This window comes from Herbaspirillum lusitanum, from assembly GCF_026127345.1.
Taxonomy (GTDB): domain Bacteria; phylum Pseudomonadota; class Gammaproteobacteria; order Burkholderiales; family Burkholderiaceae_D; genus Herbaspirillum; species Herbaspirillum lusitanum.
In genome coordinates this window covers 174,507-197,250 of sequence record NZ_QXFG01000018.1, presented here as the reverse complement: position 1 = coordinate 197,250, position 22,744 = coordinate 174,507, and the positions used below count along the sequence as shown (strand labels likewise).

The 22,744-nt window shown below is 62.3% G+C and carries 22 protein-coding genes; 9 read left to right on the top strand and 13 right to left on the bottom strand.

What is annotated here, in order from left to right:
* Window positions 1–9: 9 nt before the first annotated feature.
* From DXT88_RS22785 to DXT88_RS22755, 7 genes are all read left to right on the top strand, one after another.
* Window positions 10–1,674 (top strand): ABC transporter substrate-binding protein, encoded by a 1,665-nt coding sequence (locus DXT88_RS22785; protein ID WP_265216149.1) that lies wholly within the window; start codon window positions 10–12, stop codon window positions 1,672–1,674.
* Complete coding sequence (locus DXT88_RS22780) at window positions 1,671–2,645, top strand: ABC transporter permease (RefSeq protein ID WP_265216148.1); 975 nt, start codon at window positions 1,671–1,673, stop codon at window positions 2,643–2,645. The genes DXT88_RS22785 and DXT88_RS22780 overlap by 4 nt, the downstream gene beginning before the upstream one ends.
* A 31-nt stretch (window positions 2,646–2,676) precedes the next feature.
* Complete coding sequence (locus tag DXT88_RS22775; RefSeq protein ID WP_265216147.1) at window positions 2,677–3,579, top strand: ABC transporter permease; 903 nt, start codon at window positions 2,677–2,679, stop codon at window positions 3,577–3,579.
* A gap of 10 nt (window positions 3,580–3,589) precedes the next feature.
* Complete coding sequence (locus tag DXT88_RS22770) at window positions 3,590–4,135, top strand: carboxymuconolactone decarboxylase family protein (RefSeq protein WP_265216146.1); 546 nt, start codon at window positions 3,590–3,592, stop codon at window positions 4,133–4,135.
* On the top strand, window positions 4,132–5,526 hold the full coding sequence (locus DXT88_RS22765; protein ID WP_265216145.1) for an LLM class flavin-dependent oxidoreductase: 1,395 nt from the start codon (window positions 4,132–4,134) through the stop codon (window positions 5,524–5,526). The genes DXT88_RS22770 and DXT88_RS22765 overlap by 4 nt, the downstream gene beginning before the upstream one ends.
* Before the next feature lie 22 nt (window positions 5,527–5,548).
* Window positions 5,549–7,264 (top strand): ABC transporter ATP-binding protein, encoded by a 1,716-nt coding sequence (locus tag DXT88_RS22760; protein ID WP_265216144.1) that lies wholly within the window; start codon window positions 5,549–5,551, stop codon window positions 7,262–7,264.
* A gap of 107 nt (window positions 7,265–7,371) precedes the next feature.
* Window positions 7,372–8,205 carry a MetQ/NlpA family ABC transporter substrate-binding protein gene (locus DXT88_RS22755; RefSeq protein WP_265216143.1) on the top strand — a complete coding sequence of 278 codons (834 nt, stop codon included), beginning with the start codon at window positions 7,372–7,374 and terminating at the stop codon, window positions 8,203–8,205.
* A gap of 217 nt (window positions 8,206–8,422) precedes the next feature.
* Here the strand turns inward: DXT88_RS22755 and DXT88_RS22750 are convergent, their stop codons facing one another.
* The 3 genes from DXT88_RS22750 to DXT88_RS22740 form a co-directional block, all read right to left on the bottom strand.
* Window positions 8,423–9,289, bottom strand: coding sequence for an ABC transporter permease (locus DXT88_RS22750; protein WP_265216142.1), 867 nt, complete (start codon window positions 9,287–9,289; stop codon window positions 8,423–8,425).
* Window positions 9,290–9,326: 37 nt separating this feature from the next.
* On the bottom strand, window positions 9,327–10,211 hold the full coding sequence (locus DXT88_RS22745; RefSeq protein WP_265216141.1) for an ABC transporter ATP-binding protein: 885 nt from the start codon (window positions 10,209–10,211) through the stop codon (window positions 9,327–9,329).
* 65 nt (window positions 10,212–10,276) lie between these two features.
* Window positions 10,277–11,299, bottom strand: a complete 1,023-nt coding sequence (locus tag DXT88_RS22740) for an ABC transporter substrate-binding protein (RefSeq protein ID WP_265216140.1) — start codon at window positions 11,297–11,299, stop codon at window positions 10,277–10,279.
* 449 nt (window positions 11,300–11,748) lie between these two features.
* On the opposite strand from DXT88_RS22740, the gene DXT88_RS22735 reads away from it, so the two are divergent.
* Entirely contained in the window at window positions 11,749–13,650 is a 1,902-nt protein-coding gene (locus DXT88_RS22735; RefSeq protein ID WP_016836077.1) for a potassium transporter Kup, read from the top strand.
* Window positions 13,651–13,673: 23 nt separating this feature from the next.
* Here DXT88_RS22735 and DXT88_RS22730 read toward each other — a convergent pair whose 3' ends face one another.
* From DXT88_RS22730 to DXT88_RS22690, 9 genes are all read right to left on the bottom strand, one after another.
* The gene (locus tag DXT88_RS22730) at window positions 13,674–14,510 is read right to left on the bottom strand and encodes a DMT family transporter (protein ID WP_265216139.1); all 837 of its coding nucleotides are present in this window, start codon (window positions 14,508–14,510) and stop codon (window positions 13,674–13,676) included.
* A gap of 94 nt (window positions 14,511–14,604) precedes the next feature.
* Window positions 14,605–15,294, bottom strand: coding sequence for a tRNA (guanine(46)-N(7))-methyltransferase TrmB (trmB, locus tag DXT88_RS22725; protein ID WP_265216138.1), 690 nt, complete (start codon window positions 15,292–15,294; stop codon window positions 14,605–14,607).
* Between the two features lie 208 nt (window positions 15,295–15,502).
* Entirely contained in the window at window positions 15,503–15,760 is a 258-nt protein-coding gene (locus tag DXT88_RS22720) for a BTH_I0359 family protein (RefSeq protein ID WP_016836074.1), read from the bottom strand.
* A 419-nt stretch (window positions 15,761–16,179) separates the two neighbouring features.
* Window positions 16,180–16,911 carry a response regulator gene (locus DXT88_RS22715; protein WP_265216137.1) on the bottom strand — a complete coding sequence of 244 codons (732 nt, stop codon included), beginning with the start codon at window positions 16,909–16,911 and terminating at the stop codon, window positions 16,180–16,182.
* Between the two features lie 211 nt (window positions 16,912–17,122).
* A complete protein-coding gene (locus DXT88_RS22710) occupies window positions 17,123–19,408 on the bottom strand; it encodes a sensor histidine kinase (RefSeq protein ID WP_265216136.1) in 2,286 nt (761 codons plus the stop codon).
* Window positions 19,405–19,950, bottom strand: coding sequence for a DUF4390 domain-containing protein (locus DXT88_RS22705; RefSeq protein ID WP_016836071.1), 546 nt, complete (start codon window positions 19,948–19,950; stop codon window positions 19,405–19,407). Before DXT88_RS22705 ends, DXT88_RS22710 begins: the two co-directional genes overlap by 4 nt.
* Before the next feature lie 94 nt (window positions 19,951–20,044).
* A complete protein-coding gene (rsmB, locus tag DXT88_RS22700; RefSeq protein WP_016836070.1) occupies window positions 20,045–21,379 on the bottom strand; it encodes a 16S rRNA (cytosine(967)-C(5))-methyltransferase RsmB in 1,335 nt (444 codons plus the stop codon).
* Window position 21,380: 1 nt separating this feature from the next.
* Window positions 21,381–21,545 (bottom strand): hypothetical protein, encoded by a 165-nt coding sequence (locus tag DXT88_RS22695; RefSeq protein WP_265216135.1) that lies wholly within the window; start codon window positions 21,543–21,545, stop codon window positions 21,381–21,383.
* Window positions 21,546–21,692: 147 nt separating this feature from the next.
* Window positions 21,693–22,037, bottom strand: a complete 345-nt coding sequence (locus tag DXT88_RS22690; protein WP_029363895.1) for a DUF1840 domain-containing protein — start codon at window positions 22,035–22,037, stop codon at window positions 21,693–21,695.
* Between DXT88_RS22690 and DXT88_RS22685 the strand changes: the two genes are divergently transcribed.
* The gene (locus DXT88_RS22685) at window positions 21,994–22,131 is read left to right on the top strand and encodes a hypothetical protein (protein ID WP_162098089.1); all 138 of its coding nucleotides are present in this window, start codon (window positions 21,994–21,996) and stop codon (window positions 22,129–22,131) included. The genes DXT88_RS22690 and DXT88_RS22685 overlap by 44 nt on opposite strands.
* A 72-nt stretch (window positions 22,132–22,203) precedes the next feature.
* On the opposite strand, the gene DXT88_RS22680 is transcribed toward DXT88_RS22685, so the two are convergent.
* A complete protein-coding gene (locus tag DXT88_RS22680) occupies window positions 22,204–22,737 on the bottom strand; it encodes a hypothetical protein (protein WP_265216134.1) in 534 nt (177 codons plus the stop codon).
* Between the last annotated feature and the right edge of the window lie 7 nt (window positions 22,738–22,744).

The window sequence follows — 22,744 nt, the reverse complement described above, 5'->3', positions numbered from 1 at the left end:
AAACACACCATGAACAAGAAGGTCTTCAAACTGCTTGGCGCCACGGCGCTGACACTGGCGTTTGCGGCAAACGCACTGGCGCAGACGCGCGGCGGCACCCTGACCGCGATCATCCAGCCCGAACCGGTGATCCTGACCTCGGCGCTGAACACCGCAGCGCCGACCGGCTTCTTCAGCGCCAACGTGTTCGACGGCCTGGTGGAATACGACAACGACTTCAAGCTGCGCCCAGCGCTGGCGGAAAGCTGGGACGTCTCCAAGGACAGCAAGACGCTGACCTTCCATCTGCGCCGCGGCGTCAAATGGCATGACGGCAAGCCGTTCACGTCGGCCGACGTCAAGTGGACGCTGGAGAACGTCTGGAAGAAGATCCATCCGCGCAACCAGATCATCTACGGCACCGTCACCGGCGTCGACACGCCGGACGACTATACCGTCATCATCCGCTTCAGCGAACCGTCGCTGGCCGTTCTGAGCTCGCTCAACAGCAACGGCGCGCAGGTGCTGCCCAAGCATTTGTACGAAGGCACCGACATCCTCAACAATCCGTACAACAACAAGCCGGTCGGCACCGGCCCGTTCGTGTTCAAGGAGTGGAGCCGCGGCAACTACATCACGCTGGAACGCAATCCCAACTACTGGGATAAAAGTAACGTCGGAACCAAGAGCGTGAGCAAGCCCTACCTCGACAAGATCATCTTCAAGGTCGTGCCTGACGCCGGCGCCCGCGCCGCCGCGCTGGAAAAAGGCGAAGCGCAATATGCACCGTTCTCGCCGGTGCCGCTGAAGGACGCCGAGCGTCTTGCCAAGCTGCCCGGTCTCAAGCTGGAAACCCGCGGCTACGACTGGATCTCGCCGTGGCTGTTCCTCGACGTCAACGTCGATCGTCCTTACTTCAAGGATGCGCGCGTGCGCCAGGCGCTGGCCCATGCGATCGACCTGAACGCCTTCAACAAGGTGGTCTGGTACGGCTTCGGCAAGCCTGCCGTCAGCCCGGTGGTGTCGACGCTCAAGCAGTTCCACACCGACGACGTGCCGAAGTACGGCTATGATCCGAAGAAGGCCGAAGCCCTGCTCGATGAAGCCGGCCTCAAGCGCGGCGCCGACGGCACCCGCCTGCGCATCAATCTCGACTACCTGCCTTACGGCGACGACTACAAGCGCAGCGGCGAATACATCAAGCAGGCGCTGAAACGCATCGGCATCGACGTCAACGTGCGCGCGCAAGACACGCCGACCTACACCAAGCGCGTCTACGGCGATCGCGACTACGACTTGTCGGTGGTATGGTTCGCCGGCTTTGCCGATCCGCTGGTCGGCGTGACGCGCGCTTACTGGAGCGATTCGGTCGGCAAGAATATCCCGTGGAGCAATGGTTCCGGTTACCGCAACGCCGAAGCCGACAAGCTGATCGAACAGGCCCAGTCCTCGGCCAGCCAGACCGAACGCGTCGCGCTGTTCAGGAAACTGCAGCAACGCGTGCAGACCGACCTGCCGTCGATTCCGCTGCTTGAGCTGCACTTCTTCACCGTGCAGGCCGCCAACCTGAAGGACACCGTCGCCGGCGTCGACCAGATCTACAGCTCGCTCAAGAATGCCTGGTTCGACAGCGCGCCGAAGGTCGCCAACGCGGCGCAGGCTACCGCATCGGCACCACCGCAGGCCGCCAAATGAAGATCCGGAGCATCGTCGTGCGCCGCCTGCTGCAGCTGGTCAGCGTGGCGCTCGGCGTCACCATCATCAACTTCTTCCTGCTACAACTGGCGCCGGGCGACGCCGCCCAGGTGCTGGCAGGGGAGGCCGGCGCGGCGACGCCGGAATACATGGCGGCGCTGCGGGCGCAGTTCGGCCTCGACCAACCGCTGCTGGTGCAGTTCTGGAAATACATACTCAATCTCGCGCACTTCAATCTCGGCTACTCGTTCCGCCACGGCATGCCGGTGGCGCAACTGATCGGCGAACGCGTGCCGGCGACCTTGCTGCTGATGGGCGCGAGCATCTTGTTCGCGGTCGTGGCCGGCGCCACGCTGGGGGCGATCGCCGCCTACCGCGCCGGGCGCATTGCCGATGTGGTGATCTCGACGCTGGCGCTGGTGTTCTTCGCCACGCCGTTGTTCTGGATCGGCCTGATGCTGGTGGTGGTGTTCTCGGTCTGGCTCGACTGGTTGCCGGTCGGCGGCATGTTCACGATCGAGGCCGGCTACACCGGCTGGAAATACATCCTCGACGTCGCCCGTCATCTGGTGTTGCCGGCGGTGACGCTGGGCCTGTTCTACATGGCGGTCTACACGCGCCTGATGCGCGCCACCATGGTCGAAGTGCGGCGCCAGGATTTCGTGCGTACCGCCGTCGCCAAGGGCGCACGGCCGCCGCGCGTGCTGTTCGCGCACGTGCTGAGGAATGCCTTGCTGCCGCTGGTCACGATGCTGGGCGTGCAGGTCAGCTCCATCATCGGCGGCGCGGTGCTGGTGGAAACCGTGTTCTCCTGGCCCGGCCTGGGACGGCTGGCGTTCGAGGCCTTGTTCCAGCGCGACTTCAATCTGCTGCTCGGCATCCTGCTGTGCAGTTCCATCGTCGTGATCGTGGTGAACTGGGTGGTCGACTTCGTCTATACCCGCCTCGATCCGCGCATCCGTTTTGCCTGAGTATTTTGCCTGAGCTGAAAGTGATTCTGCAATGAGCGAACTTGTTTCCACGCTGGCATTGAGTACTGCCGACGCTCCCGCCAGCCTGATCGCCGCGCCGGCCACGCGCGGCTGGTTCGCGCGCCTGCTGCGTTCGCCGTCGGCACTGATCGGCGGCGTGCTGCTGTTGCTGGTGGTGCTGATGGCGCTGTCCTCGCCCTTGCTGTTCCCGGGCGATCCGCTGGACATGGTGGCGGAGCCTTTCCTGCATCCCGGCGTCGACGCTGCGCATTTGCTCGGCAGCGACATGCTCGGCCGCGATCTGCTGAGCGGCATCTTCCACGGCGCGCGCGTGTCGCTGCTGATTGCCGTGGTGTCGACCTTGCTTGCGCTGGTGCTGGGCATCAGCGGCGGCTTGCTGGCCGGTTACTACGGCGGCCTGGCCGATGCGGTGCTGATGCGCGTGACGGAATTCTTCCAGACCATTCCGTCCTTCCTGTTCGCGTTGGCAATCGTGGCGGTGGTGCAGCCGACCCTGCTGACGATTGCGCTGGCCATCGGTGTGACCGCCTGGCCGAGCCTGGCGCGGCTGGTGCGCGCCGAGGTGCTCAAGCTGCGCCACAGTGAAATGGTGCAGGCCAGCGCGGCCCTCGGCGCCACCGACCTGCGCATCATGCTGCGCGACATCTTGCCCAACACGTTGACGCCGATCCTGGTGTCGACTTCGCTGATGGTGGCTACCGCCATCCTCACCGAATCCAGCCTGGCCTTCCTCGGCCTGGGCGACCCCAATGCGGTGAGCTGGGGCAACATGGTCGGCTCGGGTCGTGAAGTGATCCGCACCGACTGGTACATCACGACGATTCCCGGCATTGCGATTGTGATCACGGTGCTGGCATTGAATTTATTGGGTGACGGACTGGCCGACGTGCTCGATCCGCGCGACAGAAAATAGGAGAAACACCATGGCACGCGTATCCACCTTGTTATCCAACCAGCTGCCCGAGGGGGCGGCACGCACGATCTTCGAGAAGGTCGAAAACGAATACGGCGCCTTCGGCAACATGCTCGGCGTGCTGGCGCATCGCCCGGCCTCGATCGAACACATCTACGGCCTGCTGCTGCAGTTCGCCGCCGAAGGAAACATCTCCAAGCTGCACCTGGAAATCGTGCTGGTCACCGCCTCCAAGGCCAACGAATGCAGCTACTGCGTCTCGCACCACGCGCCCAAGCTGGTCGCGCAGCATGTGTCGGCGGAGACCGTCGAACGCATCCTCGACGCCGACGTGCCCGGTCTCGGCCCGGTCGAATTGCTGGTGCGCGACTATGCGCTGGCGGTCACGCGCCAACGCGTCGGCGACAGCCTGGTGACGCGCCTGCGTGAGCATTTCTCTGAGTCGCAGATCGTCGAACTGACCTTGCGCACCGCGCTGTGCGCCTTCTTCGCGCGTTTCAACGAAGCGCTCGACGTCCAGCTCGAACCCGAATACGCGACCGCGGACGCAGCATGAGCAATAGCGACAAAAAAGAAATCCGCCTCAACGCGTTCAACATGAATTGCGTGAACCACATCAACCACGGCTTGTGGACGCATCCGCGCGACCGTTCGCAGGATTACACCGACATCGCCTACTGGACCGATCTCGCCAAGCTGCTCGAGCGCGGCAAGTTCGACGGCCTGTTCCTGGCCGACATCGTCGGCGTCTACGACGTTTACCAGAACTCGGTCGACATCACGCTGCGCGAGTCGATCCAGTTGCCGGTCAACGATCCGCTGCTGCTGATCTCGGCGATGGGCTTCGTCACCGAACACCTCGGCTTCGGCATCACCGCCAACCTGACCTACGAGGCGCCGTTCCTGTTCGCCCGGCGCATGTCCACGCTGGATCACCTGACCAAGGGTCGGGTCGGCTGGAACATCGTCACCGGCTATCTCGACAGCGCCGCGCGCGCGATGGGCCTGTCGGAACAGCTGGAACACGACCAGCGCTACGACCGCGCCGACGAGTTCATGGAAGTGGTCTACAAGTTGTGGGAAGGCAGCTGGGAAGACGACGCCGTCATTCGCGATCGCCGGAACCGCATCTACGCGCAGCCGGACAAGGTGCACAAGATCAAGCATAGCGGCGACTACTACAAGGTCGAGGGCTACCATCTCAGCGAACCGTCGCGCCAACGCACGCCGGTGCTGTACCAGGCGGGCTCGTCCGGCCGCGGCCAAGCCTTCGGCGCACGCCATGCGGAGTGTGTGTTCGTCTCCGGCCAGAGCAAGGAGGCGGTGCGCAAGCTGGTCGCCGGCATCCGCGAAGGCGCGGTGCGGGAAGGGCGCCAGGCGGACGACGTCAAGATCTTCATGGGCCTGACCGTGGTGGTCGCGCCGACTGAAAAGGAAGCGCGCGAAAAGTACGCCGAGTACGCACGCTACGCCAGTCCCGAAGCCGGGCTCGCGCATTTTTCCAGCGGCACCGGCATCGATTTCTCGCAGTACGAACTGGACGAGCCGATCCGCCAGGTCAAGACTAACTCCATCGAATCGCTGGTCAAGACCGTGACCAATCCCGAACTCAACTGGACCAAGCGCAAGCTGCTGGAGCAACTGGAACTGGGCGGACGCTACGCCACCATCGTCGGCTCGCCGCAGCAGGTGGCGGATGAACTGGAAGCGTGGATACGCGAGACCGACATCGACGGTTTCAACCTCACGCGCACGGTCACGCCGGAGAGCTTCGAAGCCTTCGTCGACCTGGTGATTCCGGAGCTGCAGACGCGCGGTTCCTACAAGCACGACTATGCACCGGGCACCTTGCGCGAAAAGTTGTTTACCGGCAGCGGCGCACGCTTGCCGCAGCAGCACACCGGCGCGCGCTATCGTACGAATAAACGCACCGACGTACCAGCATAAGCATCACCACAGGAAGAATCCCATGAGCCAGCTCCTCGACATCCGCAACCTCAACGTGTCCTTTCCCGGCCACGACGCCGTGAAGGATCTCAGCTTCGGCATCGCCGCCGGCGAGACGCTGGCGCTGGTGGGCGAATCCGGTTGCGGCAAGTCGACCACGGCGCTGTCGCTGCTGCGCCTGCTACCGCCGAGCGCACAGGTATCGGGCAATATCGTGTTCGAAGGACGCGACTTGTCGGCGCTGCCGGAGGACGAGATCTGCGCTTTGCGCGGCAATGCGATTTCGATGATCTTCCAGGAACCGATGACCTCGCTCAATCCGGTGCTGACCATCGGCCGGCAGGTGGTCGAGGCGATCCGCCTGCATCAGCCGCTGTCGCCGCAGGCCGCCAAGGCGCGCGCGATCGAGTTGCTGGAACTGGTGCGCATTCCCGAGCCGCAGCGCCGTTTCAACGACTATCCGCATAACCTGTCGGGCGGTCAGCGCCAGCGCGTGATGATCGCCATGGCGGTGTCTTGCCATCCGCGCCTGCTGGTCGCGGACGAGCCGACCACCGCGCTGGACGTCACCATCCAGGCGCAGATCCTTGAGTTGCTGGGCCAGCTGCGCCGCGACCTGTCGATGGCGGTGCTGCTGATCACGCACGATCTGGCCGTGGTCGAGCAATGGGCCGACCGCGTCGCCGTCATGTACGGCGGCCGCAAAGTGGAGGAGGCGAGCAGCGCCGTCCTGTTCGAGCGGCCGCAACATCCTTACACCCGCGGCCTGCTGGGCGCGTCGTTGCAGATGGAGCAGGATTATCACTACCGCGACGGCCGTCTGCCCGAAATCCGCACCGGGATCGAAGACGGCGAACGCATCTTCACGCTGACCGAACGTGCGCATGCGCAGCCGTTATCGTCACTCTTGCCCTTGGAGCCGGATGCGAAAGCCTTGCTGTCGCTGCAGGATGTGCACACTCACTACCGTTCGCACAACGGCGTGGTGCATGCGGTCAAGGGCGTGTCCTTCGATATCGCCGCAGGCGAATCGGTCGGCCTGGTCGGCGAATCCGGCTGCGGAAAATCCACGCTGTCGAAGACCATCGTGCGGCTGGTCGATGCCAGCGCCGGCAAGATCCTGCTCGACGGCGACAACATTGCGCAGCTCGACAGTGCGCGCCTGAGGCCGTATCGTCGCCGCGTGCAGATGATTTTCCAGGACCCGTACGCCTCGCTCAATCCGCGCCACACGGTGACGGAAATCCTCGACGCCGCGCTGGTGATTCACGACGTCAAGGACAAGACCGAACGTCGCCGCCGCATCGAGCAGATCGTCGACCTGGTCGGCCTGCCGCAGCGCGCCTTGCGCAGTTATCCGCACCAGTTTTCCGGCGGCCAGCGCCAGCGCATCGGCATCGCCCGTGCGCTGGTGCTGAAGCCGGCGCTGGTGATCTGCGACGAGCCGGTATCGGCGCTCGACGTCTCGGTGCAGGCCCAGATACTGAACCTGCTGGTCGACCTCAAGCGCGAATTCGGCCTGTCGTATCTGTTCATCTCGCATGACCTCTCGGTGGTGCGCTACATCGCCGACAAGGTGCTGGTGATGAACGGCGGGCGCATCGTCGAGTCGGGTGACCACAACAGCATCTGGCAGGCGCCGCAGCATGACTATACCCGTTCGCTGATTGCCGCCGTGCCTTCTGCAGCGGCGCGCCGGCAGGTTGAGGAAGAACCGCGAGAGTTGTTGATCGCCTGATTGATCGCCGCTTTTCTGTGCGATTGGAAAGCGTATATTCAAGCGCCAAAAGATTCGTTTTGTTCGCGGCGGACGGCAGATAAATTAGCGCTATTTGAGGAAGATTCATGGCGCGATTTTTTACCCGTTTGCTGACGGCTGGTTTTACCGGTTTATTGTTGGCGAGCGTTGCAACAACTTTTTCCATGACTGCCGCGGCGCAGGAAAAGACCTTGAAGGTGGGCGTCACCAGCGGCCCGCACGCGCAGATTTTTGAAGTGGTCAAGCGCGTCTTCGAGCGCAGCAATCCGGGCTACAAAATCCAGATCGTCGAGTTCAACGACTATATCCAACCGGACGCCGCGCTCGATGCGGGCGAGCTCGACGCCAACAGTTTCCAGCATCGGCCCTTCTTCAACGCGCAGATCAAGGCGCGCGGCTACAAGCTGTTCGGCACCGGGCGCACCTTCATCGGACCGATGGCGATCTACTCCAAAAAATACCGCAGCCTGAGCGACATTCCGGCCGGCGCCAAGATCGGGATTCCGAATGATCCGGCCAACGAGAGTCGCGTCTTGTTGCTGTTGCAGAAGCATGGCGCGATCAAATTGCGCACAGGTATCGATCCCCTGACCGGCATCAATGCGACGCCGATCGACATTGTCGATAATCCGAAGAAGTGGAAGTTCATCGAGATCGATGCGGCGCAATTGCCGCGTACTTTGGATGACCTGGATGCGTCGGCGGTGAATGCGGATTATGCGGCGAAGGCCGGGTTGCATCCGGTGCGCGACAGTCTGGTCGTGGAAAACGGCGACAGTCCTTATGCTTGCCTGATTGCGGTGCGGGAGAAGGACAAGGATCAGGTTTGGTTGCCCAAGCTGGTGAAGGCTTATCAGTCGGATGAGGTGAAGAAGTTTATTGATACGGAGTTCAAGGGTGGGATTTTGGCGGCTTGGTGATGTATGCGTCGGTTGTTCCGACTTTTGTTTGTCGGTAGCTAAGACGGATATTTCTTCGATCAACCTTTGCCGGGTGCGGCCCGGCAGCCGCTCACTTTCTTTGCTTCGCCAAAGAAAGTGAGTAGCAGCCGGGCTACCCCCGGCAGGGTTGATCGAAGAAAGAACAGAAGAAGCTACCGATAAACGCGAAGTCGGGACAAAACACAAAAGACACAGCCTACCGCTGCATCCCCCACCGCTTGACAGTCAACCTCTCAATAGTATTGAACCCGAAATTCTCCACCACCAAGCCAATCAAGATCACCATCGCCAACCCAGCAAACACCTTATCGGTATACAGCTCATTGCGATTCTGAAAGATGTACCAACCCAGCCCGCCCTTGCCGCTGGAAGCCCCGAACACCAGCTCCGCAGCAATCAGCGTACGCCATGCAAACGCCCAGCCGATGCGCAATCCGGCAAGGATCGAAGGCAAGGCCGCCGGCACCAGCATGAACAGCACGAACCGCAAACCGCGCAAACCATAATTGCGCCCGGCCATCCGCAGGGTGTCCGACACGCCCAGGAATCCCGCATAGGTATTCAACGCCAAAGCCCACAACACCGAATGCACCAGCACGAAAATCAAGCTGTTCTCGCCGAGTCCGAACCACAACAAGGCCAGGGGCAACATCGCAATCGCCGGCAGCGGATTGAACATTGACGTCAGCGTGCTCAGCAGGTCGCGGCCGAGTTGGGTCGACACCGCCAGCGTGGTCAGCGCGAACGCCAGCGCGATGCCGATCAGGTAGCCCTTGACCAGCACCTTGAGCGAGATCCACACCTTGCCGATCAGCTCGCCGGTGACGACGCCGTCAACGAAGGCGTGTGCAGTCTGCACGAAGCTCGGCAAGAGCAGATCGTTGTCCTGGATGCGCGCGATGGCTTCCCAGATCAGCGCCAGCACCAGCAGGATCACCGCCTTGCGCACCCAGCTTTGCTGCCAGATGCGCTGCGGCAATGACAGCGTGCGTTCCAGCGGAACGTCGTCGAGCGGCGTCAGGGCAATTTCATATTCGTCGCGGATAGGGGGAGAAATGCTCATGGCAGGCCGGGTAATGAGATGGACGGGATCGCACTGCTCAATATGAGAAGCGCACATCCTTGAAATTGACATGCGCCGGTTCCGGATGCCCAGAGCCTTCGTCGAACAACAGGCGATGGATGCGCCGCGCGGTTTCCTGGAAGCCGACGCCGCCCAGGCTTTGCAGGTCGTATTGATGGCTGTTGATCTCGGCGCGCACGCGGCCCGGATGCGGCGACAGCAGCAGGATGCGGTTGCCGACCACCAGCGCCTCTTCAATCGAGTGGGTGACGAACAGCAGCGTGAAGCGCACCTCTTCCCACAGGATCAGCAGTTCTTCCTGCATCTTGCGGCGGGTCAGCGCGTCGAGCGCGGCAAAGGGTTCATCCATGAGCAGGATCTTGGGCTGCATGGCCAGCGCGCGCGCAATCGCGACACGCGCTTTCATGCCGCCCGACAGCGTGTGCGGATAAGCGTCGGCGAATTTTCCGAGGCCGACCTTGTCGAGGTAGTGCAGCGCGCGTTCGGCCGCTTCGCGCTTGCCCAAGGTGCGTGAAGCCAGCAGCGGGAACATGACATTCTGCTTGACGGTTTTCCACGGCGGCAGCTGGTCGAATTCCTGGAACACCACGATGCGGTCCGGACCAGGTTGATGGATCGCGGCGCCGTCCAGGCGGATCTCGCCGGCGGCCGGTTTGAGGAACCCGGCGACGGCTTTCAGCAGGCTCGACTTGCCGCAGCCGGACGGCCCCAGCAGCACGAAACGGTCGGCCGGGTAGACGTCGAAACTGACATCGTGCGTGGCTTGCACCACGGCGGTGGCGCTGCGGTATTGCAGGCCGACACGGTCGACCTGCAGCAGCGGCGTGTGTTCGCCGACGGCGCGCAGGATCGGCGCATCGGGATTGTGCGGATTGTGCAGATCAGCTGCCGGGCTGGGCATGGGCGGCGCTCACTGTGAGCGTGATGACTGCGACTGCTGCCGCGATGAGGGACGTGGCGCGCATCTCAGCTGCCTCCGTTGATGTGGGCGTCGTCGAAGAAGTAATCCTTCACCGAGGCCGGCTTGTTCTTGATGGCGCCGACGCGGTGCATGAACTCGGCCAGCGGATAGGTATTCTGCGGCGCGATCTTGAACTGCACTTCGGGGTTCTTGATGATCTTCAGCAGCAGGTTGCGGTCGATCTTGGCGTTGCTGACGCGGATGTAGGTATCGGCGGCCTTGTCGGGATTGGCGGCGATGAATTTGGCGGCTTCATCGAGCGCGTCCAGGAAGGCCTTGTAGGTCTTGGGATTATCCTTGCGGAATTTCTCGGTGGCATACAGCACCGTGGCCGATGACGGACCGCCTAGCACCTGGTAGGAGTTCAGCACGATGTGCGCCTTGGGATTGCCGGCCAGTTCCTGATCCTGAAACGGCGGGTTGCCGAAGTGGGCGCTGATCTCGGTGCCGCCGTTGATGATCGCCGCGGCGGCGTCAGGATGCGGCACGGCCACGCTGATCTTGTCGAGCTTGTTGTACTGGGCGTCGCCCCATTGCTTGGCCGAGGCCAGTTGCAGCACGCGCGATTGCACCGAGACGCCGACGGCGGGCAGCGCGATGCGGTCCTTGTCGGTGAAGTCGGCGATGGTCTTGACGTTGGGGTTGTTGCTCACGAGGTAGTAGGGCAGGTTGCCCAGCGAGGCCACGCCGCGCACATTCTGACGCCCGTGGGTGCGATCCCAGATGGTCAGCAGCGGGCCGACGCCGGCGCCGGCGATGTCGATCGCGCCCGACAGCAGTGCATCATTGACGGCCGAGCCGCCCGACAGCTTGACCCAGTCGACCTTGATGTCGACGCCCTGGGCCTTGCCGTGCTTTTCGATCAGCTTCTGGTCCTGGGCGACGTTCAGCAATAAATAGACGATGCCGAATTGCTCGGCAATACGTAGCTGCAGCTGGCCTTGGGCGCGTGCGGGGGCGGTGGCGGCGAGGCCGGCGGTCAGCAGGCCGAGGCTCAGCGCGGCGCAGAGAAGTCGTTTGGCAAACATGGATGCTCCGGTAAAAGCGGGGACCTCGTTCTGGTGGAAGAGGGCTTAAGAACAAACATGGGTGAAATCGCCGTTCTTTATGAGCTAGGAGTATATAAAGACGCTCGCCGAATGAAAAACGCGTTTATCGCATATCTTTATGCGTTTTTCGCTGCATTTTGGGAGCTATAGCCGCGACTTGCGTTTTTCCACAAAACTCGCCGCGCCTCTCCGGACCGCGATGCTCGCCGGCGCGCCGATGTCAAGACTGAGCCATCCGGTAGATGCCTTTGCACAACGCAGCATCCCGGAGGGGGGATAGTGCGATAAAGTACGCGCTATCCGGTTTCACCGGCGCAACGCGCATTAAAAGCTGCGGGTCGACACTAGACTACAACGACGACTAAGTGCCGACTAAGTGACGACTAAAACGCTGCAGACATGAGCATCAAATCAAATACGGGAAAACAATGAGTTCAACTCAGGTCAGACCAAATTATTCCTTCCGGTCGCAAAAACTCCACATCATCACCCTGGCAGCCCTCGGCGTCGTGTTCGGCGATATCGGCACCAGCCCGCTGTATGCGCTGAAAGAGTGCTTCAGTCCGGAACACGGCATCGCGTTTTCGCCCGACGCGGTGCTGGGCATCATTTCCATGCTGTTCTGGTCGATCACGATCGTGGTCTCGCTCAAGTATGTGCTGTTCGTCATGCGCGCCGACAACAACGGCGAAGGCGGCGTGCTGGCGCTGATGGCGCTGTCGCTGCGCACCGCCGTCAATGGCTCGCCGCGCGCCAAGCTGCTGATGATGCTGGGCGTGTTCGGCGCCTGCATGTTCTATGGCGACGTGGTGATCACGCCGGCCATTTCGGTGCTGTCGGCGGTGGAGGGCATGGACATCGCCGCGCCGGGGACCTCGCATTACGTGATCCCGCTGACGCTGGCGATCCTGACCGGTCTGTTCCTGATCCAGCGCCACGGCACCAATCTGGTGGGCAAGCTGTTCGGCCCGATCATGTTCCTGTGGTTCATTTCGCTGGGCGCGCTGGGCCTGTATCACATCCTCAAGGCGCCGGACATCCTGGTGGCGATCAATCCGTATTACGCCGTGCATTTCATGATCGAGCATTCGCTGCAGGCCTTCATCGTGCTCGGTTCGGTGGTGCTGGTGCTGACCGGCGCCGAAGCCTTGTATGCCGACATGGGCCACTTCGGCATCCGGCCGATCCGCTTCGCGTGGTTGTACACCGTGATGCCTTGCCTGGTGATCAATTACTTCGGCCAGGGCGCCAACCTGTTGTCGAACCCTGAGGCGATCAAGAATCCGTTCTACCTGATGGTGCCGGACATGCTGCTGGTGCCGATGGTGGTGCTGGCGACGTTCGCCACGGTGATTGCCTCGCAGGCGGTGATCTCGGGCGCGTTCTCGCTGACCAGCCAGGCGATTCTGCTGGGCTTCGTGCCGCGCATGCGCATCCTGCACACGTCGGAAGACGAGCGCGGCCAGATCTATATCCCGCTGATCAACTGGATGCTGCTGGTGCTGGTGGTGGCGGTGGTGCTGGCGTTCAAGAAATCGGACAACCTGGCGGCGGCGTACGGCGTCGCCGTGACGACCACGATGGTGATCACCACGATGCTGGCGGGGGTGGTCATGCGCGCCGAGTGGAAATGGCATCCGGTGCTGGTGACGCTGGTGATCGGCGCTTTCATCACGGTCGACCTGGCGTTCTTCACGGCCAACCTGCTGAAGATCGCCGACGGCGGCTGGTTCCCGCTGCTGCTCGGCGGCGTGGCGTTCTTCCTGCTGATGACCTGGTATTCGGGGCGCATGTTGCTGCGCATGCGCATCAAGGATGACGGCATTCCGCTGGAGCCCTTCGTCGAAGGCCTGCTGGCGCATCCGCCGCACCGGGTCGGCGGCACCGCGGTCTTCATGACCGGCAATATCAACACCGTGCCGGTGGCGCTGCTGCATAACCTCAAGCACAACCGCATCCTGCACGAGCGCGTGTTCTTCCTCAAGATCAGCATCTGGGACGTGCCTTATGTCTCCAACGAAGAACGCCTGACGCTTAAGGACCTGGGCGGCAACGTCTACCTGCTGCGCGCGGCCTTCGGCTTCAAGGAAGCGCCGGAAGTGAACAAGGTGCTCGACCTGACGTCATCGCAGTTCGGCATCGAGTTCGAGCTGATGGACACATCCTTCTTCCTGGCGCGCGATACGGTGGTGCCGAGCAAGTTGCTGGGCATGTCGCTGTGGCGCGAGCAGTTGTTTGCGTGGATGTACCAGAACGGCGCCAAGCCATCGGACTTCTTCCACATCCCGGCCAACCGCGTGGTGGAGCTGGGCACCAAGGTGGAAATTTAGTCGTTGTTGAAAAGACGCTCGGGCTATCTGTGCCAACCCAGCACGATAGCGCCGAGCGTGATGAGGATGCAGGCCAGGATGCGCCGCATCGTGAGTTTCTCTCCCAGGAACAGCGTGCCGATCAGCGCCGCAAACAGCACCGAGGTTTCGCGCAAGGCGGATACCGTCCCCATGGGCGCCAGCGTCACGGCCCAGATCACAATTCCGTAAGCCAGTAAAGACATCACGCCGCCCGCCAAGCTGAGCCAGTTCTGTTTGCGCTCGGCCGCCATCGGCAGGCGCCGGTGCATCCACATGAAGATCAGCGCCAGCGGGAAGCTGTCGAGCACGAACAGCCAGCCGGAATACGCCAGCGCGTTGCCGGCCGCGCGTGCGCCGATGCCGTCGGTGACGGTGTAGGCGGCGATGAAGGCGCCGGTGGTGAAGGCCGCGATCGGGCCGGACAGATTGTGGCGGTCTTTGATATTGGCCAGGCTGATGATGCCGATCGAGACCAGCGCCACGCCTAGCCAGGTGTAGATGCTCATCTGTTCGCCGACGAAGATGGCCGCGCCGATCGACACCAGCATCGGCGACGAGCCGCGCGCAATCGGATAGGACTGGCTGAAATCGCCGATGCGATAAGCGCGGATCAGGAACAGGTTGTAGCCGGTATGCAGGATCGCCGACAGGATGATGCAGGGCCACGCAGCCGCATGCGGCAGAGGCGTGAACAGCACCAGCGGAATTGCGCCGACACCGGCGCCGATGGTCATGATGGTCAGCGAGGCAAGGCGGTCGCCGCTGCTTTTCAGCAAGGCATTCCAGGAAGCGTGCAGCAGGGCGGCGCAGAGCACCAAAGCGACGACGGTGAGGCTCACGCGGACAATCCGGTGGGGTGGGTCATGATGAAGAGCGCTGGAATCGGGGCGGCAAAAAAGGCCCTATGATACTGCGCCAGGCGCAAACCCGCCTTCAGCCGGCGTCGCTTTGCTGCGGCGGCAGCGCGGTGCGGCAACGCCACAATGCGTGTGCCGAGGCGAGGTATTTGCGCTCGAACGGCGTGATCGGCGTGTCGGTGGCGTAGGCTTCGCAGGCCGTCGCTTGTCCGCTCAGCTGCGTCAGCGCGGCGGCGAATTCTTCCACGTAAATCCGCCAGTTGCTGCGGCACTCGATGACGCCGCCCAGCGCGACGATGCTCGGGAATACTGCATGGCCATGCCAGCGTCGCGCCAGGTGGCCGATCTTGGGCCAGGGATTGGGGTACAGCAGGTATTGGCGCGCCGGGAAAATTCTCGCGTCCAGAAGCAAGCGCCAGTAGTCGACCAGGTCGGCGCGGATGAAGCACAGGTTGTCCGGTTGCGGTCCGTCCCATTGCGTGTTGCGCCCGAGACGATCTTCCGACTGATCGATGCCGATGACGAAATGATCCGGGAATTGCGCCGCCAGGTTCAGCGTTGACAGCCCGACGCCGCAGCCGGTGTCGAGGATCAGCGGCGCGGCGCCGGCGGCGCGCCAGGCGGCGATGCTGTGCTCGAAGGCGCGCCGGTTGTAGTCGGCCACTGGCTTGCGGAACGGCGTGGCTGCATCGGCATGCCTGGCAACCAGCGCCGACAAGTGCTCGTGGACGCCGGTCTGGCTGCTGGTGATGGGCAAGGAATTCATTGAGGCGCTCAGGCGGGGAATACCGCGGCATACGCCGCAAGCCTGAAATTATAAAGCGGGAGGACGAAGAAAGCGGGACAAGAAAGCAGGACAAGAAAGCAGGACAAGAAAGCAGGACAAGAAAGCAGGACAAGAAGCAAGGCCCCGGCGATGGGCACGGGACCTGGAGACATGCGGCGCTGCCGTTGCCGGCAGGCCGCTGGTCAGATCAGTGCAGGGTCATCGGGTGACGCATCATCAGATCGTACTTGCTGAGGAAGGTATCGATGTCTTCCATCGACGGTTCCGTCGCGATCAGGTCCTGTACGTCCTTGCGGAACAGCTCGGCGGCAGGACCGTCGATATAGATTTCGCGCTGGCCGGATTTGTCCATGATTTCATAGCCGCCGAAACGCAGGGCTTCGTGGTCGCGGTCGGCGCCGAATTCAACGACGCTGTATTGCTCACTGTTGTAGATCAGGTTCATAGTGGCTCCTTGTGCAAATGCTTAAGCTTTGAAAAGGAAGTGGCGTCATATCGGGGTATTTCAAGGGCGGCGCGGCGGCCGCCCTGGACGGCGTCGCTGTTGCGTCTTCCTGAATATGGTTACGGCGCAATCAGCGATAACTTTTGCCCGAATGACAAAATGACATGAAGAACGGGCGAGCTTGCAGGGCCAAAGCGGCCGGCCCTACAGGGATGGATGGGGCAGGCGCAATAAGGTTCCTGAGCGGCAAGGACCGGGTTGCCGGCAAGCAGGCTGGGCGCGGGGCGGCAGTAAAACTACGGTAAGGCCAAGCAGGTGGGAAAACAGCGGCGAGAAGCGTGCATCAAGCTGATATCGAAGCGGGTCCGGTCGCGCGTAGGCGGGCGTCCGACGGCGTTGCGCCGTCAGTCGTCGGCTATTTAGACGTTTTTCTTGGACAGCTTGCCCGGTTCGACGCCGAGTTGCTTGAGCTTGCGGTACAAGTGCGTGCGTTCCAGGCCGGTACGTTCGGCCACGCGCGTCATGCTGCCGTTTTCGCGGACCAGGTGATATTCGAAATAGGCGCGTTCGAAGGCGTCGCGCGCTTCGCGCAGCGGCAGGTCAAAAGAGATATTGGAGGCGTTGTCGGCGATCGGCGCATAGGCCGGTACGGCGGCCAGGCCATGGTGCAGCGTGTCGACCGCATTTGGCGCTGCATAAGACGACAGCGGACTCGCGTGGTGATCGGCACTGTCGGCGCTGGCGGCGACGGTCGGGCGGATGTACGACACCGGACGCGCCGGCTCGCGGCTGTGCGACAGTCCTTGCTGGACCGCCTTGAGCAGTTTTTGCAGGGCGATCGGTTTTTCGAGGAAATTGAGTGCGCCGATGCGCGTGGCTTCGACCGCGGTGTCGATGGTGGCATGACCGGACATCATGATCACGGGCATGGTCAGCAAGCCGTCGCGCTGCCATTCCTTCAGCAAGGTGACACCGTCGGTGTCGGGCATCCAGATATCCAGCAGCACCAGATCCGGAACGCTGCCCAAGCGCAACTCGCGCGCTTGTTGCGCGTTCTCCGCGGTTGCTACGACATGTCCCTCATCGCCCAAAATTTCCGAGAGCAACTCGCGGATACCCATTTCGTCATCGACGACCAGGATGTTAGCCATGTGCCTGCTTTCCTCACTAGATATTTTTGAGATTTTCCATGCAACCGAAGAACTCTTTACAGCATCGCTGCAAAAATCAATCTGGCTGGGCGTATGACTGGACGGTACATGAAGTACGGCACGCAGACACACAATAACGCCGGGCTAATTCCGCAACCTTACTTGGTAAAGACCCATGTATCAACGGCAGCAATGAGAAAAATCTTAATCCTTATGCATCGGACGCTAACTTTAACAGCAAAATCAGTATTTTTGCGCCTCTTGTATCGCTACGATTTTGGATATCGATGCGACCACCATGTTCGTCGACGATTTTCTTGACCATTGCCAAGCCCAAACCCGTCCCTTTCGGTTTGGATGTTACATAAGGTTCGAAGGCGCTGGCTAAAATTTTCTGACTGAAGCCCGGCCCGTTATCGGTGATGGACAGCCGCACGGCGCTGCGGGCGACGCCATTGGAACCCTGATACTTGACCAGTTCGGTGACGACCTCGATATGCGGCGTGATGTCGCCATTCTCGGCGACCGCGTCCTGCGCATTCTGCAGCAGGTTGTGGATGACCTGGCGCAGTTGGGTGGCGTCGCCCATGACCTTCGGCAGATCCGGCGCCAGCCGCGCATGGATGGTGTCGCGGCCGTCGCCGGCCAGGTAGAGGTGCAGGATTTCCTCGGTCAGCGCATTGAGGTCGAGCGCCGACGGCTTGGCCGGCGGCGTCTTGGCGTATTCGCGGAAATCGTCGACCATGCGTTTCATGGCGCTGACCTGGTTGACGATGGTGGTGGTGCTCTTGTCGAGGATGGCGGCGTCCTGCGGCAGCAGCTTGTCGGCCAGGCGCATCTGCAGGCGTTCGGCCGACAACTGGATGGGTGTGAGCGGGTTCTTGATTTCATGCGCCAGGCGTCGTGCCACTTCGCCCCAGGCGATCGACCGCTGCGCCGAGATGACCTTGCTGATGTCATCGAACACGACCACGTAGCCCACTCCGCTTTGCACCGGCAGGTGCGAACCGCGCGCCAGCAGGATGGTCTTGCTGCCGTCCTTGCTGCTTTCGGCGCCGTCGCCGTTGCTGCTGCCGCTGTTACTGTTGCTGCGGTGGGGGAGTTCAATCTGCTGTTGCCAGTGCAGGCCGTCTTCGGCGCTGTCGGCGAGGTGGGCGCGCTGTTCCGAGAAGGCCTTGATGATGGCTTCGGCAAACAGCGCCTGGCCGTCGATGGTGTGCAGCGGCGTGCCGGTGCTGCCGTTGAAGTCGTAGCCGAGGATGCGGCGCACCGAGTCGTTGACGCTGACGATGCAGAATGCGCTGTCGAGCACCATCACGCCGGCCGACATGTTGGCCAGCACGGATTCCAGGTAGGCCTTGGCGTTTTCCAGCTCGGCGCGATTCTTCTCGACCGAGGTGCGCGCTTCCAGCAATTGCCGGGTCATGGTGTTGAACGATTGCGTCAGCGTGCCGAGTTCGTCCGACGTACTGACGATGGGGCGCGGCGAGAGGTTGCCTTCGGCCACCGCTTTGGTGCCTTCGGCCAGCAGCAGCAGCGGTTTGGCGAGGTCGCTGGCGATCAGGAAGGCGCTGGCGATGGCGCCGAAGATGGCCAGCAGCAGCGTCAGCGTGAGCGTGACGATGTAGATCTTGCGCAGCCCCGAGCGCGCCACCGAGCGTTGCTGGTATTCGCTGTAGGCCAGGCGCAAGGTTTCGGCGTTGGTGGCGAGGTAGTCCGGCACCGGCTGCAGGATCTGCAGGAAGCGGCTGTCGTTTTGCAGGCCCATGGCTTTGGACGAGGCCGGCACCGCGATCACCACGTGCAGGCGCAGGTTGCCGTCGGCGTCGGACTCGCCGTTGAGCGGGCGCGAGTCATCGCTTTCCACCACCGAGAAGCCGCGCGAGAGACGGGCCTGGCGCATCATCGCCGTGGTCGGCAGAGTGGGCGTGAGCACGCCGATGCGGCCGCCCACCGTCGCCAGCACCTGACCGCCGGCGTTGACCACGGTGATTTCCATGCTCTGGTCGCGTTGGCGCGACAGGTAGGTAACCTGTTCGGATTCCGACATGTCGGCCAGTTCCTGCGCCATCGCCCGCCCGCGCGATGCCAGATCGGTCAGGGACGAGTCGAGCGCGTTGCGGCCGAGATTGAGGCCGGACTCCAGCGCCGCTTCCATGCGCACGTCGAACCAGGATTCGATCGAGCGCGACACGAACTGCACCGACACCAGATAGATCACCGCGCCGGGCAAAATCCCGATCAGCGCGAATAGCATCACCAGCCGCGCCAGCAATTTGGAACCGAATTTGCCGCGCCGGTAGCGTTTGTAGAGCCGTGTCAGCAGCAGGATCACCAGCAGCAGCAGGGCGATCGCAGCCAGCGCGTTGAGGCCCAGCAGCCAGGGATAGTGCTGGTCGAACAGGGCGGAGTTTTCAGAGGCGGAGGCCAGCAGGAACAGCAGGATGCTGATGACGCCGCCGCCCACCACCAGCAAATAGCGCAGGGTGCGGGTCATTCGACTTTGAAGGTGAATTCTTTCCAGTCGGAGGAAAGCCGCCAGTCGCTGTTGTTGAGTGCGTTGATCTGGAATGGTTTTGGCAACTGCGCCACGTCCAGCCGCATGCGCAGGCCGACGTTGTAGATGTCGCCGGACTTGAGCGTGTTCTTGTCGGCGATGTTCCAGCGCGGCGGCCGGCGGATCAGCGACATAGCGTCTTCCAGCGAGGAAAAGCTCTGCTGCAGCTGGCCGCTGGTGGACGCATGGTATTGCCGCGTCAGCACGTTATAGGAAAGGCGCACCGTGCGCGACACCGAGATGGAGACCTCGTCGAACCAGTACCAGCGTCGCCGCGTGAGCTGGACGTCGGTGGTGAAATACAGCGGTACGCCGCGCACCAGGGCGTCTTCCAGGCTGCGGTTGAGCTCGAAAGCATACGAGGTGGATAAACGGTAGCCGTCGTCGGTTGCTTCCAGCGAAGCATGGGTGACATCGATTTCCGCCGCCTGGATGCAGGTCTGGCAGAACAGCAATGCCAGCGCCAGCAACACGCGTTGCAACCACCGGGACGGATGTCGTAATGCAGTCGGCGCCGCCGGGGAAAGTTGGCGGAATGACGGCAGATCCGAGGAAATAAGAGCCGATTGCGTCAATTCATGGTCCAGTTTTTTGAAACAGTGCATAAAACAGGCCGTCGTGGTCGGTTTCTGCGCTGGCGGTCGGCAGCATTTGGCCCGGCGCCGGCAGTCGGACGGCGCGATGGTCCGAATTGCCTTCACTGCCTTGATGGCGGTGCGCAAAAGCCGCTGCCTGTTCTTCCGATTCCTGCGGCCACAACGAGCATGTCACCAGCAGCAATTTACCACCCGGCTTTAGCATCTGCCAAAGATTGTCGAGTATTTGGGCGGAAAGTGTTGTGAGCTGCGCCGTGTCGCTTTTGCGACGCAGCCAGCGGATATCGGGATGGCGACGCACGATTCCCGAGGCTGTACACGGCACATCGGCGAGGATGCGATCGAATTGCTTGCCGTCCCACCAATCCTGACTATCGCGGGCGTCGCCGGCCAGCAGTTGCGCCTTGAGTTGCAGGCGTTGCAGGTTTTCCTCGATGCGGCGCAGGCGCTTGGGATCGTGGTCCAGCGCCACCAGATCGAGCTCGGCGCATTCCAGCAGATGACCGGTCTTGCCGCCCGGCGCCGCACAGGCGTCGAGTACGCGCATGCCATCTTGCACGTCCAACAGCGGCGCCGCCATTTGCGCCGCGGCATCCTGCACCGACGCCAGGCCGTCGGCGAAGCCGGGGATCTGGCTCACCGGCAGTGGTTTGTCCAGGCGCACCGCGTCGGCTCCGACCTGGCGCGCGCCGATGCCGTTGAGGGCCAGCAGGTGCAGGTAATCAGGCACGTTCGACTTGCGGCGGTTTACTCGCAGGGTCAGCGGCGGCGCAGCGTTGCCGGAGCGCAGGATGTCCTGCCATTGGGCCGGATAGGCGCCCTTGAGGCGGTCAATCCACCAGGTCGGATAATTCCAGGCGCCGGGCGGGGTCTTTTCCACTTGCGGCAGCAGCGTCGCGCGCTCGCGCAGGAAGCGCCGCAGGATGGCGTTGACCACGCCCTTGGCATGGCTCATCTCGGCGTCGGCGGCAGCCGCTTCGACGGCCTGGTTGACGACGGTGAAGGCGTCGTAGGCCGGATTCTCTTCATCCAGCAACAGGCTCAGCGCACAGGCCAGCAGTCCGTGCAGGATTTCCGGTTGCGGTGGTTTGTCGGCGAGCAGGGCCAGTACGCCGTCGGCCATGCCGAGCCGACGCATCGACAGATAAGACAGGTCCTGGATCGCGCCGCGCGCCTGCGGCGTCATGTCGGACCGGGCGAACTGGCGCGCCAGGGCTTGCGGCAGCGCGGTACCGGCGCGCACGTCGACGATGGCGCGCGCAGCGCCGTGCAGGCCATGAGCCAGGGAATCAGATTTCAGGGATAGATGGGTCACATTATTGCTTGCTAAGGGCCAGTTTGACGCCGAGGCCGATGAAGGCGCCGCCGATCACGCGTTCCAGCCATGTTTTGAGACGCGAACTTGACGATGCCCGGGCGCCCATGCGGAGCGCCAGTGTACCAGCCACGAAGGCGGTGGCGCTATTCCAGAACGTCGACATGACGATGAAAGTCAGTCCCAGCAGCTGCGCACCCGCCCGCAGTAATTCTCTTCGTTAATCCGTTTCAGCCCGCTGAAACGACTGCAGGAGCCCGGCGGCTCCTGCAGTGTGGTCCTGCGGTGTCCTGCAGCAATGGGCCTGCCGGACTCAGACGCCCCACAGCACGTCGTAATTTCCCTTCTTTGCTTCACGCAGCATGTCCAGCAGCGGATAGGCACGCGCCGAAAACGTCACCGGCTCGATCTTTTCATGGCCGTTGTCGTCGCCGTTGGCGTTGTGATGCGCGTGCACGTCGCGCTCCAGGGCTTCGGCAGCTTCATGCGACTTGCTGTTGTCGATCTGCTTCTCGATCAGCGCGACCGCGTCGGCGCTTTCGGCTGCGGTGATCACGCCGCGCTTGATGTCCTTGTGCAGCAGGTCGAGGATGGGCTTGGCATGGGATTCATACATGACAACATCTGCAGCCGCTTTTGATTTGAACGTTACCAGCATATTTCCTCAGGGTATTGGTGTTGATGAGAGCGTATCCGCCTGTTTCCTTCCGGATAACGCCTTGGTGCTTAATTTCTGCTTAATTATTGCCTAATGGGTTTACGGCAGGTTGACAGAATACCCCGGACGCGCCGCGCTTGTCATCTGCGCCGGCTCTTCAGGCCTGTCAGCTTGGCGCAAACGAGGTAAAAAAGGTTTCGGCGTGTTCGGCGTCGATGGACTTCTCCGGACCGACGATCAGCACCTGGTAGATGCGCTTGTCGCGCGCCAGCAGCCGCGCCATGAGCCGCATCGGCTGACCGTGCGCCATGCCGGCGACCACCACGTCGAGAGTGCGGTCGCCCGCGGTTTTACCGGGAATCGTCGCCGGCGTCGGCGTGCCGCCGATGTTGTTGATCAGCGCGGTACGCATCGCTTCCAGCGCCTTCCCGGTTTGCGCGGCATCGGCCAACTCGGCGGCGCCGACTGCGAAGGTGACGCCGTCGATCTCGGCCGCGGTCATGGTCATGGACACCGGCAGGCCGTCGAGGTCGATCTGGCGCGTGAAGGAGGCCGGTTTGGCGGGCAGCAGCACGGTGAACTGGATCTTTTCGCCGTGGGCTTCGCGCCAGTTGTATTTGGGCGAGCAGGCTGTCAGCAGCGTGGCAAAGAGCGCCAGCAGAGCGAAGGAAAAGGCGGGGGATGTGTGGCGCATGGTCATGAAAAAA